The following is a 15,945-nucleotide window of genomic DNA, read 5'->3' as shown; positions in this document are numbered from 1 at the left end:
GGCCAGGCCGAACTCCCGGCCTGGAAGGAGGAACACAATGCCTCGCACCGCAAGGTCCGCGCCCGCGTGGAGCACGTCTTCGCCCGTATGAAGGGCTGGAAGATCCTCCGCGACTGCCGCCTGAAAGGCGACGGCGTTCACCACGCCACGCTCGGCATCGCCCGCCTGCACAACCTCGCCCTCGCCGGGTGACGCAGAAACCAGCAGGTCACCGAGCATGCCGTAGATCATTTACGGGACAACCCTTAGCCCGCTACAACACCCGCTGCCGGCACTCCACCAACGGCCACCTCAGCCCCAACGAATACGAACGCCGACACCACACCGCTAAACTCACGCTCGCCACGTGATCAATAACCGCGTTCCTACCTTCACGGGGGAGGGCCCATTCCCTCGGCGACAGTGTTCGATCAGCACAGCAGTCATCACCCCGGACTGTCGCATGGGTGCACCTGCCGATTGACGCCTCGGCCGGGTGCGTACTGGCATTTCGTGATGGTCTGGAGCTTGCGTTTGACCGCTGACTCCAGGAAGTTCCTATCGGGAAGGGTTCAGACAGGCGCGACGAACCGCTCGGTTGCTTCGACCCGTGGTTCTCAACTCGGGATAGAGCCGGGTCCGAGACAGAGAGGAGCCTGATGCACCGGATCGGAATCATCGGCACGGGTGACATCGCTCGTAAGGTCTATCTGCCGTTGTTGATCGACAATCCAGAGGTCGAGATCGTCGGCCTCGCCAGCCGGACTCGCGGCAAAGCCGACGCGCTCGCGCGAAAATATCGCCTTGATACGGTGGTCAACAACGTCGAAGAGCTATTGAGGCTCAGGCCGGACATGGTCTTCGTCCACGCGTCGACGAGCTCTCACTTCGAGCTCGTCCGAGCCTGCCTGGACTCCGAAACCCATGTCTATGTGGACAAACCGCTGTCTGAAACCCTCGATGAGACCTATCGCCTGGAGCGGCAGGCTAGAAGGCAGGGGCTGCTACTGGCCGTCGGGTTCAACCGTCGGTTCGCCCCGATGGTCCGCGCGGCGATGAAAGCCGTGCCGAATCCATCCATAATTATTTCTGAAAAGCATCGGATGTCGCTCCAACCAAGTCCGCCGTTCGGTACGGTCTACAACGACCTGATCCACGCCATCGTTCTGGCCTGCTGGGCGGGTTCGATCCCCACCGATGTGGTCGTTCAAGGGGCTGGGATCATCGACGATGATCACTTGCGCGCGGCGACAGCTGCCCTGTTGGCGCCGACGTGTCATGCGTACGTAGCCATGGCCCGCGATACCGGCAACGACATGGAGCGGTTCTTCATTGCCGGTGGCACCACCTCCGCAACCGTCGTTGACTTGGATAGGGCGGTGGTCCAGGAGAATGGCAGGACAACGACACAGACGTTCGGCAGTTGGGATAGCATCTTTCTGCGCCGTGGTTTCGTCGGACTCGTAAACCACGTACTGGATTCGTTGGCTTCCCCGGAAGAGTGTCTGGTTTCGGCAACAGCGGTTCTTCGAACGCACTGCCTGACAGACCAGATCGCCCAGAGCATTACCAGACGGTAAAAAGCGGCGAAAAAATCAGCCGATCTCGTCGAATCGAATGATGGGCTTCAATAGTTCTCCTCTAGAGAAGCTGACAAATACCTCAGGTAGCTCAGCAAGGCTCGCTGGACTACCCAGGATCGATAGGAGTTGCGGACCCACCCGTGAAAGCGCAGCCCAATTGTCCTCGACCTCAGACATTGGAAAGTAGAACGTGCGAAGCGTGAACAGGTTGGTCCGCCTGGTCCGTGGGTTTGCAGGTATGACGAAAGGCTCGTCGGACTCGCCAAGCGCGAGAAGTACAGCGCCAGGGCGCACGAGTCGTTGTGCTATCTCACGTGCCGCGCGGGATCCGCTTGCTTCGACGACTATGTCGAACTGATTCTCGACGTCGAGGTCATGGAGCCTCCGAGCCCCTACGCCCATCGCCGCTTCGAGTCGGCTGGGGATGGGGTCGAACACCTCCGGCGTAGGGAGCCCCATGTCCAGAGACATTGCCGCAACGCCAAGCCCGAGGGGACCGCAGCCGATCACGGCCACGCGCTCGACAGCCCTCATTCGCGTCTGAATTGCCCACCGCAGCCCGTGAGCCGCAGTGCCAACAGTGTCAAGACCTAGCACCGCAACATCGAGCGGCATCGAATCGGGAATGGGAACGAAGCACCTGACCGGAACGTCCACATGAGTCGCATAGCCGCCGTCCCGTTGCCAGCCGATTAGCTCCACCAGCTTCAAACAACCGTTCGTGAAACCGATCGCGCAGGACGCACACGCCCCGCAGAAGACAGGAGCGTAGACCACGCCACGTTCCCCAACTCGACATGAGGGGACATCGTGACTGGTTTCCACGATGCGTCCCGCTATCTCGTGACCAGGAACGACCACGCTGCCGTCACGGTACAGCCGCTTGTCTGAGCCGCAGAGGGCTGAAATTTCCACCGCTACCCTGACCTCACCAATGGCGAGTTCGGGCAGTACTTCCTGGCCTACCTCGATAGAGTTGTTGCCGTGAAATCGGGCACGCCTGGCTTGAGTCAAATCACTGCCTCTCAGACTCACAGGCCGCTAAGTGCATCGCGGTCTCCTGACTTGACGACTTCCTCTATCCGGAGATGCTCGGGTTGATAATCGGCCACAACCACTCACTGAAATAGTGTCGCCGCTGGGAGTCAACCGGCCAGAATTCTTTTGGCAGTGGCTTGGTCAGGCTGGCCACATCTGCCAAAGGAATTGGATCTACGGCAAGTGCGAGTGGATCGCTCCCGACACGCCGCGTTCCAGCCATCACGCCGCTGCGCCCCTCCAGCACGTACCGTCCCGCCCATTCGCCCGTCAATCGAGCACACTCGCAGTCTGCCGCGCTGGCAAACGTGTGAGCGCTGCGCTGCTGGGTACCGAGCACCTCTCCCCGGGCCGAACGGCCAAATTCTGCTTGTAGAGTCCGTGCCAAACGTCGTGCGACCCCGCCGAGCAGCAACGTACTGTGGTTTATTGCCCGGTAGTCGTCGCGCGGACTTGGAAAAGGGTACCCTTCGCTGCAGACGATGAAGGCCCCTGACCTTGCCGATAACGCCTCCTCCACCGCGTCGAAGATCTCTGGGATCGACTTGGAAGACTCGGGTATCAGACACAAATCGGCGACCAGCTCAGATTCCTCCAGGATGAACCCGGCCGCACCGGCCGCCGCCAGCCAGCCGGTCCCACGCCCCATGGTCTCGACGACTCGAATGGGTTCTATCGATGACATGGCTAGCTGATCGCGAGCGATGCTGGGAATCGTCAGAGCGAGGTAGCGGGCCGCGGACCCAAAACCGGGGCTGAAGTCAACACCGAGGAGGTCGTTGTCGATGGTCTTCGGGATCCCGATGGTCCGGAGCCCAAGGTTGCGGCTGCGTGACTCTACATCTACAGCCTCCAGCAGCGCCATGGTCCCGTTTCCCCCGGCCAACACCAATGCATCGATACGGGAAGCTTCCAACCGGTCGACTATCGACGCGATTCCGGGGGGCGTCATTGCATGCCGTCCACTACCGAGCTGACACCCGGCGACGGGGACAGAGGAGAGTCTGGCCCCACCCAGAGGAGTAAACGCCCCTTCCAGCAGGCCCCTCGGGCCGCCTGTGACTCCTTGGACGTCGCAGAACTGCGCCAGCACGTCGCGGCAGGCACGCAGGCTCGCTTCAACGACGACTGTCGGAGCGCCCGCCAGGCCCAGCACCACACTATGCGGCATGGCACCGGTACAACTTCGCGGCAATCGGACTGGTCATCACGAGACCTCCACTCCTCGCCAACCTACGCGCTTCATCATTCCAGAGTCGAGGCTCGCCTATTGCGAACCTCCCCATTCACGCCCACACTCGGCATTCAACGGACGCCATCTGTGGTGATCTCGTGTGACGGAGGGGGCGAAGCATCTGAGCACGCTTGCGTGGGCTTCGGGTGACGGCCGAACCCTGGAGCGCTCGTGGCTGCGCCTAACCGTCAATCATCCGATTTGGTCGTTGGCGTTCGGCGAGGCGACTGACGGAGTCTTCCTGGCCGGCGCTTGCGCAGATGGCACGATTCGCCTGTGGGAGGCGGCCACGGGGACTCCGATTCGACAACTGCAGGGACACACCGGTGCCGTCCTGTCCGTGACAGTGGGCGTACTCAACGGCCACGCGGTGCTGGCGTCGGCCGGGATCGATGGCACGGTTCGTCTCTGGGACCCGAGCGGTGGCGACTCGGGCCACCGAACTCTCCAAGGTCATGTCGGGGGAGTTCGGGCAGTGGCGTTCGGCAACGCTGATGGCCACACCTTCCTTGCATCCGCTGGCGCGGATGGCACCGTTCGGCTCTGGAATCCCGAGACGGGAGCTCCTGCTGCTGAGCCCTTGACCGGCCACTCAGGTACAGCATTGTCCGTCGCCTTCGGGCCTGTCGGAGACCGGTACGTGCTCGCATCTGCGGGCGACGACGCGACTGTGAGGTTGTGGGACGCCGAGACAGGAGCGTCTCTCGTGGAGCCGCTACGGCGCCACAGAGGCGGTGTCAGATCTGTGGCGTTTGGTCAGATTGGCGGGGTTTCACTCCTTGCGTCGTCCAGTGATGACGGCACCGTTCAATTATGGGACCCATATATGGGCGTTCCCCTTTTCGGGCGTCTCACCGGTCACTCCGGCATTGTACGAGCTGTCAGCTTCTCTCAGATCGATGACATCAGTCTTGTCATGTCTGCAGGAATCGACGGAACGATCCGGATGTGGAATCCGAATACCGGTGCCGGCTATGCCGATCACGTCACCGCGCCTGCCGACGACATACGGTCTATCGTGTTCGGGCAGGTCCGAGGAGAAGACGTTCTTGCGGTCGGCTCCGGCGAGGGGGTTTCGGCGTCTCGCCTCGCGGATCAGATTGACACGACCAAGCTTCTTGCTCCAAACATCGTTCGCTCAGCGATCGTCACTGCGGACGCAATTGATGCCACCGACTTCTTCGGCCGCGTAATCCTTGCTCGTCATCTTCGCGGAGTAATCGGTCAATTAATCGCTCCAGATGGTGCTGATTCGCATCGCAGCATCGTCGTCTGTATCGACGGACGGTGGGGATCAGGAAAGACAACGCTAGCTCGGCTCCTAGTCGAGGAGATGCAGAACCACGCTCCGAGCGCGACACTTTCCTATGGCCAGGATCAGACCCTGGGAGACAACAGCCGAGATGGCGCACCATTGCCGTGCGACCCAGTTGTAGTCAATTTCGACGCCTGGCGTGAATCCGAGATCGCCCCGCACTGGTGGGCAGTGACCGCAGCAATCAATCGAGGCGTCAGGAGCGAGCGAAGTGCCGTCGCTCGGATCGGAATGACGGTAACCGGGGTCGGACGCCGGATCGCGAGGTCGCCAGCTTCCCTTGCGGCAATCCTCTTCGTCTCGGTGGTGGTCTTTGGGTTTATGGCCATCAGGAGCGCAGCGCCTGCACAACTCAATCAAACGCTGACCATTCTGCAGACCTTCTTGACAGCAACTACTGCTCTCTTCGCGGTGGCCGCTGTCGTCACCCGATCTCTGTTCTGGGCTTCCCCTGCTCTAGGCCGACTCCATCTCAGGGCCGAGGATAACCCGCTTGGAGAAGTCGCCGACATGGTCACCAATCTTCGCCGTTGGAGTCCACGCACAGGAAGCAGTCCGTTCGTGGAGACCGCCTTCTTCATATTGTGGATCATTGTCGGCACAATCGCTGGAAGGCGCATTCACTCGCGCCCCGAAATGATTTTTCCGAGAGTGGAATGGCAGGTCTGGATTCAAAGCCATCCGATCACTATCCCTGTCGCAGTCGCGGCTGCACTGACGGTCGGAATGGCTACCCCGGCAGCGGTGAGGTCGACCACGAGAGGGCCCCGCCAGCGTGCTCGGCGCAATGATGGTCAGTCCACTGCCCGCTCCCTTGGTCCTCGCTCTCACTGGTACGCACGGCGGAGCTGGCGGGTAATCTCGGCGATTATTGTTGGATCAATCGTCGGCATTGCGGGAGTGGTAGCAATACCCGATACGATTGGTCCGGCCTGGCTGTCACTTTTTGGGCTGGGTGCGATAGGAATCGCCGGGCTCGTAGCTCAATTGAAATATATTCGATCCTTGCGGCGCGGGAATCGGCGTCCAATCGTACTGGTCATGGATGAACTTGATCGCTGTTCGGTGCCAACAGTGGTTGCATATCTAGAGACGGTTCATACTCTATTGCGAGAGCGCTCACCCGGCCTATCGTTCATACGGAACGGATGGCGGGATCCAGCCCCGCTGGTCGTGCTGGTGCTTGCTGATGGTCGATGGGTGCGGACGGCATTTACCACGGAGTACGACGCTTTCGCGGAACTCGGCTCACCCGTACGTACGTTGGGTGGAGATTTTCTCCAGAAGCTTTTCGACCACACAGTTCTGGTTCCCGAACTCACTGCAGAGCACGTGGGGCATCTGCTGGATCGGATAACTTCGGCTGACGCCCTACTAGATGGGCAGGCTACGGCCGTTCCAAGCTCGGTCTCTGACGCAGAATCGCAAGGTAGGCCGCCACGCCAAAGCGAGACAGAGGCGTCCGGAGCCGGTCCCGTGGAACTGGACGTCGAACGGGAGCGCATGGCCAATCAGGCGCTAGCAGTTGCCACACCTAAAGCGATCAAACGCCGGGAAGCTCATTTGCTTGCGTCGTATACAATGCTTTTACCGTCAAATCCTCGTCTTATCCGTCGCGTGGCCAACACGTGGGCGATGCTAGAAGCACTGAAGCAGCATGTCGGACATGGCGAGCCAGACGATACCATTGTTCGAGCTGCGATAATTTACGTTAGTTTTCCGTCGCTTGTAGACGCCCTCTTGGATGATGTGCGTGCGCCCACTGTGCCAGACCGAATCGATGATTCCGTAACCGAAGCTGACCTTGATAGCTTGTGGTTACGCCCCGATGTGCTAGGCATCATTACGCGCGAAGACGGAACCTTGGTATCGCCGGAATCTGTTGCTCGCTGCTACGGGAAGGTTTATTCGTTGACTCGTAGCCTAACTTTCGGCATCCCTGAGCAGCCTGATGGCGAATGAGAACAACGGGAAGGAAACGACGTGGCTGGGTACGCGATCTGTAGTGTCGAACGGACTGGCAGCACATTTTACTCCGCACTGCTCGAAAAAACTGGCACAGCCGGCCGACCTGTCGTAGAGCCATTCAATATGAAGGTTCAGTCCACCGCCTTTCGGCATCATCGATTCGATACGTATGACAGCTACCTCGATTTTGTGCGTCGACAAGCTTCCACTCCGAATGGGGTATTTGGTATCAATTTGATGTGGCGGCATGTCGCCCGTCTTGTCGGGGAGTTGGAGCGCGCCCGATCCTGGAAGGGTGAGACATCAATTCAGATGATCCAGTACTACCTGCCGGGGCTAACTCGCTTTATATTCACCCAGCGTCATGATGCGATTGCTCAGGCCGTATCGTGGGCCATTGCCTACCAGACCGATCGCTGGAAGAGTACCGATCCCGACCTCGGTCGGAAGCCTTCGTACGACTTCTCTCTCATTGATGCGTTATATCAGAATGTCGTTTCCGACAACTTCGGCTGGGAGACCTGGTTCAAGCTAAACGGTATCGAACCACTCAGGCTAACCTATGAAGAGATAGTAGAAGATCCACGCAGAGAGATCCTCCGGTCTTTCGATTTCCTGGGGCTGGAAAGACCTGCGGAACTTTCGCTCGTCACTCATATTAAGAAACAAAGGACTGATCTGAACCAAATGTGGTGCGACCGTTACCTTGAGGACAAGGCGCGCAACAACGTCACCCAACTGCCAACGCATTGGCTACCTGACCAGGGCCGAACTTGATCCTGGCGGGGATCTTGGAGTTCCCCGGTGTAATATCTTTGATGACGCCGCCCCACATCGCCGTCGTACCGCGCGGGTTACTTGCCCGTGCCACCCGCGCCGTCATCGGTAAAATTTGTGCTCCGGGACCAGGATGTACGGACATCGTGCACCTCACTGGGAACGACGTGTAGCGGAACTCTCCGAGCCTGCCCTGTGATCAAGCCATCCCGCTGGAGAACCCCAAGATGCCCGACAGAGTCGCTCAATGAGCACAAGTGGGCACTTGGGTGCCTGAGTCGAGATGCGGTCCGTCCGACACCATGGATCCGCACGATGATCCGAAGGAAAGCGCAAAGTGACCTTCGGCGCCCCCTCGCCCACACGGCCGGGCTCGCGGCACAGTCGACGAGCCGTGCTCGCCGTCGATTTACCTGGTTGGCTCGCTGGTCGGAGTCGGTGCGTTCGCCGACGAGGCCATCGGCGAGGTATATGGCTGGAGTTGATGCACCCCCAGCGCCATGCATTTTCCGGCTTTTACGGACGCTGGCTTCGTCGCCGAACGCACCACCGTCCACCCCGGCCATGGGGACGTCCTGCTACTTGTCGACCGTGACGCTCGTTTGACGCTCCAGGCACTCACACGCAGGACGGCGAGCTGAGAAACTAGCTCTGACCTGGACTTTTCCGTGATCCGCTCAAGCTGACAGCTTTTCGATGACGCACCATGTGGAGTGCGTGGCGATCCTGGAACCGGTGGCGAAGGGCACCTGACCTGCGGTTTTGTGCGTGCGCGTTATGGGCGGTGTGGGCGTTACAGGCGATATCTTGACGCCGAAATGACGCCCGTGACGCTCGTTCTGAGGAGTGTCAAGTGTGTTGCGTCGCTGGTCAGATGGTCTGACGGCTGAGGCCGTTAGGCAGGGTGCCGGAAATTTCGTGGTGTCAGGCAGGCGCGCTCAGTCATGTGGGCGGAGGGGCCAGCAGGTTTTCTGTCTGCTGGTGGCGCAGCCCTTGCTTGTCTCTGAACCTGTATAGATGTGCTGTTGATAGGGGAGTCGGCGGGCTCGGGCACGTGTATGGTCCGGATCTTGGTGCGCGACGCATCGGTAGTGAGGGCGGCGTCTGCAGGCGAGCCGAAGCAGGGGTACTTCGTATATGGGCGAGGGCTCGGTTCCGGTGTGTCCCCGCCGAACTGCCCCGCATTGGCAAGCGCCACGGAAGTCGTCGCGTGGCATCGGAATCTCGCAGTTGAGGGCTCTCTGGTCTATTGGAGACGAACAGAGATCGGCGGGCGGAATACGGGAAAACAATAGTCTGGCGCCAAGGGCTCAGTTGTGTTCTGGGTCGCTGTGCCATCGTTCGGGCGCGTTCCGAGAGGCCTGTCCTGACCTCGGGTTCACTTCAGGTGCTTGACCTGCGTGTATGCAAGATCCTTACCTCGGCGGAGTTCTTCAGTCCGGGAGAATCGGTGCCGGTGCCGGTGCCGGTGCCGGTGCCCGTGCCGGACCGGCGACGGCGAAGCTCGCGTCAAAGGCAACGAGTTGCTGTAGGTCTCCTGGTTCGCTGTGGACGCGCTGCCGGAACTGAACGAGCGCGGTCTGATCCGGATCAAGCAGGCGCTGTCCGACGGGCCCACGTGGTTCGACCCTGCGGATCCCCTGGCCTGAGGTGCGCCCGCGTGACCGTATACCGGAGTGTTTCGGGCGCGACAGGGCTCGATGTGTCCAGTTCCCAGTAGCGTTCGGCCTAGCGACACACGGCTTCCGTGCAGTGGTTACGATTGCCCCGTTATCGTGTCGCTCATGATGTGAGACGGCACAGCCACGTCCGTCCGCGTGGCTGAACGCGGAGGGAGCAGTGTGTCGAATTCCCGGCTGGAGGACCGCCTCGTGGCCGACGGCCCCGGTGGAGCCGTCCTGGTGCATCCCCCTGCGGGCATCGACCCGGAGCTGTTGAAGCGCGGTCTCGACCATCCGATACTGGCGGGGGTGCTGCGTCACCTTCTGGAGCGCGAAGCGCAGGCGGTGGGCCGCCCGGTCGCGTACTACGAGGACAGTCCCTGAGGTGAGACACAGCCCGGAAGGCGGAGCCGCTGCCCCGGTGGACGTGCACGTATCGGCTCCCTGGCCGCACCGGTTGCTGGATGTGCCCGCCCTCCGACGTGAAGGCATCCATCCCGCCCCTTTTGAGCAGTTCGTCCTCAAGTTGCATAGTCGTTGCAATCTTCTGTGTACCTATTGTTACGTTTTCAATGCCGCGGATGACTCCTGGCGCGGCCGTCCCCCGCAGGTCCGGCAGGACGTGCTCGAACGCAGCGCCGCACGCATCGGTGAGCACGTGGCTACCCACAAGCTGCGGCGGATCAGGGTCGAACTCCATGGGGGAGAACCGCTCCTCGGCGGTGTGGACGCCGCGCTGAAGCAGGTTTCCTGCGTGCGCGAAGCGGTGCGCGCCGCCGCCGGGACCCCCTGTGATGTGCGGGTGAGTGTGCAGACGAACGGCACCCTGCTGACCGAGGATGTAGTTAGCGTGCTCGCGGCCGCCGACGTCCGGGTCGGGGTCAGCCTCGACGGCGGACGGGCTGACCACAACAAACGACGCGTCGACCATGCCGGCCGCCCCGCCTGGGAAGCGGCCACCCGCGGTATCGCTCGGCTCGCCCGCCATCCTGAGATCTATGCCGGACTGCTGTGCACGATCGATCTGGACATGGACCCGGTGGACGTCTATGACTCTTTGATGGAGTTCGGGCCCCAGGCGCTCGACTTCCTGCTGCCCCACGCGAACTGGGAATACCCACCCCCGGGCAAGGGGCCCTCCATGGCAGGCTCGGCGCCGTACGGAGAATGGCTGAGCCGGATCTTCGACCGCTGGTTCGACAGTGGCCGATACCGGACGCGTATCCGGCTCTTCGCGGAAATCATCGGCTTGCTCTACGGCTTCCCGAGTCGCGCCGAGGCAGTCGGTCTCTCCGCGGTCGTCGCTGTATTGGTGGAGACGGACGGTTCCATCGAGCAGGTGGACAGCCTGAGAACCGCGTATGCCCATGCGTCCTCGACCGGGATGACGATCTTCGAGAACAGCTTCGACGACGTACTGGAGCATCCAGGCGTCGCAGCCAGGCAGTTGGGCGTGGACGGGCTTGGCGAGGACTGTCGCAGATGCCCCGTGGTGCGTGTCTGTGGTGGCGGCAACTACGTCCACCGCTATCGCAAAGGAAGCGGGTTTCTGAACAGATCGATCTACTGTTCGGACCTCGAACTACTTATCCGGCATATCGCCCACAAGATGGGGCCGGTGCTGGGCTCGGACTCCCTCCTGCCCGATTAGGTCCTTTGTCGTTGCCAGCCGGTTGATGCCGCGTCAGAATTCCATTGTGAGCACTGGCGGGGGACAGGCCGCGGCGCAGGAGGTCTGGCGCGCCCAGAGCATCTGGTCGCAGGCGGCCGGACGGCAGAAGGCCGCGATCGATCGGGCACGTGCGGCGACACTCGGTGCGACGGTGGCCGCCGGTGTGCTGGGAGCGGCGTCCGCGCAACTCATACCGATATCCCCACCCGTCGGCCGCACCCTCGCCTTTCTGGCCATGCTGGCCGCTGGAGTGGCGCCGTTCGTGGCCGTGGGCGCGGCGCCCGACCGCATACGGAGATGGCTCCGGCTCCGGTCCGTGTCCGAGGAGGTGAAGAGCCAGGTGTATGTCCACCTGGCCGGCCTGGCCCAGTACCGGCAGCGAGCGCGGCGGGACGCGGAACTGCTCGAACGCACCGGCACCCTGCTCGCCCAGGTCGTCGATCTGGAACCCGAGACACGCGGCTTGCGTCCTGCCGACCGCCCACTGCCGTCCGTCATCGACACGGACGGCTACGTCGAGCATCGGCTCCGCTTCCAGCTTGAGGGCTACTATCGTCCCCGAGCCGACGAGATGGCCCGGCGGGCCCGGCTCATCGAGCGATATGGGCAGGCACTGGCAGTCCTCTCCGTCCTGCTCGGTGCGGCGGCCGGAGCGTTCGGAGCACAGTCGACGGCGGTCTGGATCCCCGTGGTCACCGCCGTGTCGGCCTCTGTCGTGTCTCACGGAGCGTCAGCGCGCTACGCACGTCAGCAGATCGAGTACAGCACCACCGCCGGTGAACTGGAACGGCTGCTGCGGTGGTGGCAGCAGCGTGCCCCCGCGACGGACGCGGACGCCGACCGGCTGGCCGAGTGGACGGAACACGTCGTTTCGGTGCAGAACGAAGGCTGGATGGCCAAATGGATCGCGGACTGAGGGTGGGGCAAGGGTGGTCAAGGTGTTCATCAGCCACAGCACCAGCTCGGACGAACCGGTCGCCGGACTCCGGGACGCCGTGGCCAGTGGCCTGGAGGCACGGGAGTACACCGTGTTGCTCGATGTCAGATTCCAGCAACCCGGACAACCCTGGCAGTTGAAGCTCGCCCGGTTCCTCGGCGAGTGCGACGCGGCTCTCGTGCTGGTCAACCAGGCCGCTCTCGACTCGTCCTGGGTACGCCGTGAGACCAACATCCTGCACTGGCGCAAGACGCTGCATCCGGGCATGGTGCTGGTCACCGTACTGGTGGGCGAGATCAGCGTCGGGCAGCTGAAGAACTCGGAACTGCGCTATCTCGCCGCCGACGACGTCGAGCGGATCAGGACATGCTCCGCCACGGAGATCGACCGCCTGGTCGAACAGTTCCCGAAGATCCACCGGCGACTCGACGACACGGTGAGTAAGTGGCTCGACAACATCAGCATCCAACTCGCCGAGATCAAAGCCCAGTCCACCTTCACCAGGATCGCCAGGGAACTGGACCTCCCCGACGAGGAGCACGCGCAACTGATCCCTGGCACGGCGCATGTGCTGCTGGCATCGCAGATGCTCCACACCCATGACGTCGCCAGACTGTGCAACGCGCTGCTGGTGGCCTGGGACGGAGGGCTCGACCGCCACCGTACGGCCAAACTGGCGACGATGATCCTGCCGGTCTGGGTCGACCGCGACGAGGCTCGGCGCATCGTGTGCGAGACCGACGGCCTCGTGCGCCGCGTCGTCGTCCTCAACGTCGACAGCCCGCTGATCGGACAGCACTACCTGGACCGGGCGTTCTGTGTCGACAGCAAGGGCTACTACGTCGCGGAGGCGCACGGACGGCCGCCCGGTGACGACGATCCGGAATCTTATCTGCTGGACCAGTGCGAGGGCGCGGTCAGAGCCAAGTTCTGCCTGCGCCAGGACCAGGACCTGGACGTGCTGAAGGAACCGCTCAACCTCGGCCGGTTCTTCCTTTTGCTCGATGCCCAGCGCTGCGACCTGGCCATCGTGCACCGGGTTATCGCCCAACTCCTCGACAAGATCCCCTGGATGTACGTCCTGGTCGTCTCGGGCCGGCGGGTCGATCTGCGACAGATCTGGCCGGGAAGCCCCGACGAAGTGCTGGTTCTCGACCCGCAGTTCGCGGACGGTGATGAGATTCTGGTCAAGACCGTCGTACGGCGAGTGACCGACCGAGTAGGGACGATCTACGGGGGGTCGTGGTGAGCCAGGAACCGACCGGCGCGGACCAGCCGACCGACGGCCCGCAGCCGCCTGAATGGCTCGATACCCCCGACCGTGGCGACGGGCGGGTGTACGTCATGCCGTACGAGCTCCGGTTCGCGGTGAAGGTGGCCCTCGCCACGGGCAGGCCACTGCTCCTGCGGGGCATGCCGGGATCGGGCAAGTCGTCGCTCGCCCCGTTCGTCGCGCGTCAGCTGGGCTGGCGGTTCTACGAACATGTGGTCACGTACCGCACCCAGCCGAAAGAACTGCTGTGGAGTTTCGACAGCGTCCGCAGGCTCGGCGACGCGCAGATTGCCGCCCCCCGGAGTGAGCGGCCCGACGACGCGAGGTACGTGCAGCCGGGGGTCCTGTGGTGGGCGCTTGCCCCCCGCTCTGCCGTCCGGCGAGGCAGGCCGGCAGGGGCCGAGATCCCCGACCCGTGCCCGGACCCGTTCGAGAAGATCAACGACGACCGCAGCCCGGACCACGCCGTCGTCCTCCTCGACGAGATCGACAAAGCCGATCCCGACGTCCCGAACAGCCTCCTCGTCCCGCTGGGCCTGCACAGGTTCGTCGTCACCGAACTCGGCAAGGAGATCCGCACAGAGTTGCCGGAACCTGCGCTGCGACCCACCCGGGAGGACAGCCGCCAGACCCGGCACCTCGTGGTCCTCACGACCAATGAGGAACGTGAGCTGCCCCAGGCACTGCTGCGCCGCTGCGTGGTGCACGTCCTGCCCGAGCACGACCGGGACATGCTCGTCCGCATCGCCAAGGAACACCTGCACACCTGGTCCGGTGAGGTGACACGGGCCGACGAGGAACTGGCGGAGGCGGTGGCCGACAAACTGGTGGAAGTGCGTGAGGAGGCCGTCATGCGGGACGTGCGCAAGCCCAGCACGGCCGAGTACCTCGACGCCCTGCTCGCCTGCCGGACGCTGGGCATCCGCGTCGACGACGAAGACTGGCAACTGCTCACCCGCAACGTGCTGATCAAACCGCAGCAGATGGCCGGTGACCCGGCGTGACGGGGGAGGCCTGGCTGGGAGACGTCGCCCGCGCCGCCCGGGCCCTGGACACACGCTCACCTGAGGACTACACCCGTATCGCGGCGCTACTCGGCCTCGGCGGCCTACCGACCCGGCCCTCACGGTCAAACCCCGAGAAGCCGCGTGCCGACACCCCCGCCTGGCAGGCGCCGGCCCGGCAAGAGGACTCTCCGCAGCTGCGCCTGAGCACCGACCCACCGGCGGTCTTCGGCGCCACCGGCGAGCCCGCCGCTGCCGGCGCAGTCACGGTCCTGGTCCCCGTCGGGGAGCGGTCCCGGCCCGCCCACCGCTGGACCACATCGAGCCTGCCCCAGCCCCGTGAGAGGGACCGAGCCGGTCCGCGCCCCCCGCACCTGCCGCTGCTCGCACCACGCTCCACGGCCGCGCTACTCACCGTCGTACTCTCCCGGACCACCCACGAGGGGGACCTCGACGTCGGGCGGGCGACCGAGGAACTGGCCCGCGCGCGCCCGCTGACGGCCATTCCCAGGCTGCCTCTGCCGACTCTGCGCTACGGCGTGCAGATCCTCGCCGACACCTCTGGCGCGATGGAACCGTTCGCCCGCGACGTGGAGGACATCATCTGCCATGTCCGGGCGCTCGCCGGAGTCGCGGGCACCCAGCTGCTGCGATTCGCCGACGCACCCGTGCGCGGTGCGGGCCCCGGCTCCCGGGACACCTGGCAACGGCCCTACCACCCGCCCAGGCCGGGCGTGCGCGTGCTGATCCTCTCCGATCTCGGCGCCGGCGGCCCGGCCCTGAACCCCTGGCGGGCCACCGAACAGGAGTGGCGTGCCACCGTCGACACGATCCGCCGACGGGGCTGTGAACCCGTGGCTCTGGTGCCGCTGCCCAAGCGGCACTGGCCGCACTGGGCGCGTGGGCTGCTGCCCATGCTCACCTGGGACCGCGGCACCACTGTCGGCAAGGCGCTCGGGGTGCGGCCTTGAGCGGGCGAACCCGTCCCGGCCGAACCCTGGCGGTGCTGCTGAGCATTGCTGCCCGGATCGATCCCGAACTGATGCGGGCGGTACGGCTGCGCGCCGCGCCCGGTCTCGACGTGGCCGCCGAGACGGAACTCTGGTTCGGGGATCTGGTTGCGCACCGGGGATACGGCTACGTCGTGCTCGACCCGAACATGCTCGACGAATTGCGCACGGAACTCACCGCGAAACTGCAGCAGGCGGGCGAGCGGGACCCCGTACACCGTCTGTGGCCCACGTTCCGGAAACAGCGCTCGGGGCAGTCCCCGGCCATGGTCGCCCAGGAGACCGCCGTCTGGCAGGCGGTCAGCGGACACCCGGATGCCGGCCGGCTCATCGAAGAGACGCTGCAACCCGCTCTGCGTTCACTGGTCGAGGAGGAACGCGAGGGGGTCGCTCGCTGGTTCACAGAAGCATGGGAGACCTTCCCCGAGCGGGTGCGGCGTTCCACCACCGCCTGGCAGCTGATGACCCTCTCGGCGGTCAGGCTGTCCCTCCCC

General features: G+C 63.5%; 12 protein-coding genes and 2 pseudogenes. 12 read left to right on the top strand and 2 right to left on the bottom strand.

Annotation, left to right across the window (positions count from 1 at the left end):
- The coding region (locus FGF04_RS37715; protein ID WP_149509104.1) for a transposase at nucleotides 1–192 on the top strand (192 nt) is incomplete at its 5' end.
- A gap of 446 nt (nucleotides 193–638) precedes the next feature.
- Nucleotides 639–1,559 carry a Gfo/Idh/MocA family protein gene (locus FGF04_RS37710; protein ID WP_149515900.1) on the top strand — a complete coding sequence of 307 codons (921 nt, stop codon included), beginning with the start codon at nucleotides 639–641 and terminating at the stop codon, nucleotides 1,557–1,559.
- A 15-nt stretch (nucleotides 1,560–1,574) separates the two neighbouring features.
- On the opposite strand, the gene FGF04_RS37705 is transcribed toward FGF04_RS37710, so the two are convergent.
- Together FGF04_RS37705 and FGF04_RS37700 are read right to left on the bottom strand one after the other, a co-directional pair.
- Nucleotides 1,575–2,597 carry an alcohol dehydrogenase catalytic domain-containing protein gene (locus FGF04_RS37705; RefSeq protein ID WP_149515899.1) on the bottom strand — a complete coding sequence of 341 codons (1,023 nt, stop codon included), beginning with the start codon at nucleotides 2,595–2,597 and terminating at the stop codon, nucleotides 1,575–1,577.
- A 43-nt stretch (nucleotides 2,598–2,640) separates the two neighbouring features.
- The gene (locus tag FGF04_RS37700; protein WP_149515898.1) at nucleotides 2,641–3,771 is read right to left on the bottom strand and encodes a 6-phosphofructokinase; all 1,131 of its coding nucleotides are present in this window, start codon (nucleotides 3,769–3,771) and stop codon (nucleotides 2,641–2,643) included.
- A 163-nt stretch (nucleotides 3,772–3,934) separates the two neighbouring features.
- Between FGF04_RS37700 and FGF04_RS37695 the strand changes: the two genes are divergently transcribed.
- From FGF04_RS37695 to FGF04_RS37650, 10 genes and pseudogenes are all read left to right on the top strand, one after another.
- On the top strand, nucleotides 3,935–7,111 hold the full coding sequence (locus FGF04_RS37695; protein WP_149515897.1) for a WD40 repeat domain-containing protein: 3,177 nt from the start codon (nucleotides 3,935–3,937) through the stop codon (nucleotides 7,109–7,111).
- Nucleotides 7,112–7,132: 21 nt separating this feature from the next.
- Nucleotides 7,133–7,894, top strand: coding sequence for a Stf0 family sulfotransferase (locus FGF04_RS37690; protein WP_149515896.1), 762 nt, complete (start codon nucleotides 7,133–7,135; stop codon nucleotides 7,892–7,894).
- A 1,481-nt stretch (nucleotides 7,895–9,375) separates the two neighbouring features.
- A pseudogene (locus FGF04_RS41525) lies at nucleotides 9,376–9,543 on the top strand (NUDIX hydrolase); the annotation flags it as partial.
- A 192-nt stretch (nucleotides 9,544–9,735) separates the two neighbouring features.
- Complete coding sequence (locus FGF04_RS37680) at nucleotides 9,736–9,939, top strand: hypothetical protein (protein WP_149515895.1); 204 nt, start codon at nucleotides 9,736–9,738, stop codon at nucleotides 9,937–9,939.
- A gap of 37 nt (nucleotides 9,940–9,976) precedes the next feature.
- Nucleotides 9,977–11,206 (top strand): FxsB family cyclophane-forming radical SAM/SPASM peptide maturase, encoded by a 1,230-nt coding sequence (locus FGF04_RS37675; protein ID WP_149515894.1) that lies wholly within the window; start codon nucleotides 9,977–9,979, stop codon nucleotides 11,204–11,206.
- A 25-nt stretch (nucleotides 11,207–11,231) separates the two neighbouring features.
- Nucleotides 11,232–12,143, top strand: a complete 912-nt coding sequence (locus FGF04_RS37670; protein ID WP_235882706.1) for a DUF4231 domain-containing protein — start codon at nucleotides 11,232–11,234, stop codon at nucleotides 12,141–12,143.
- A 13-nt stretch (nucleotides 12,144–12,156) separates the two neighbouring features.
- Nucleotides 12,157–13,413 (top strand): toll/interleukin-1 receptor domain-containing protein, encoded by a 1,257-nt coding sequence (locus FGF04_RS37665; protein WP_149515893.1) that lies wholly within the window; start codon nucleotides 12,157–12,159, stop codon nucleotides 13,411–13,413.
- Entirely contained in the window at nucleotides 13,410–14,441 is a 1,032-nt protein-coding gene (locus tag FGF04_RS37660; RefSeq protein ID WP_149515892.1) for an AAA family ATPase, read from the top strand. Before FGF04_RS37665 ends, FGF04_RS37660 begins: the two co-directional genes overlap by 4 nt.
- On the top strand, nucleotides 14,438–15,412 hold the full coding sequence (locus FGF04_RS37655) for a hypothetical protein (protein WP_149515891.1): 975 nt from the start codon (nucleotides 14,438–14,440) through the stop codon (nucleotides 15,410–15,412). The genes FGF04_RS37660 and FGF04_RS37655 overlap by 4 nt, the downstream gene beginning before the upstream one ends.
- A pseudogene (locus FGF04_RS37650) lies at nucleotides 15,409–15,945 on the top strand (FxSxx-COOH system tetratricopeptide repeat protein); the annotation flags it as partial. The gene FGF04_RS37655 and the pseudogene FGF04_RS37650, both read left to right, overlap by 4 nt.

The organism is Streptomyces apricus, assembly GCF_008369065.1.
GTDB lineage: Bacteria > Actinomycetota > Actinomycetes > Streptomycetales > Streptomycetaceae > Streptomyces > Streptomyces apricus.
Note: the sequence above shows the minus strand (reverse complement) of the source record. Positions and strands in the feature narration are given on the sequence as shown.

Excerpts from the sequence above, each read along its gene's own strand:
- FGF04_RS37670 (WP_235882706.1), top strand. The coding sequence starts at position 11,232 with ATGCCGCGTCAGAATTCCATTGTGAGCACTGGCGGGGGACAGGCCGCG.
- FGF04_RS37700 (WP_149515898.1), bottom strand. The coding sequence starts at position 3,771 with ATGCCGCATAGTGTGGTGCTGGGCCTGGCGGGCGCTCCGACAGTCGTC.
- FGF04_RS37710 (WP_149515900.1), top strand. The coding sequence starts at position 639 with ATGCACCGGATCGGAATCATCGGCACGGGTGACATCGCTCGTAAGGTC.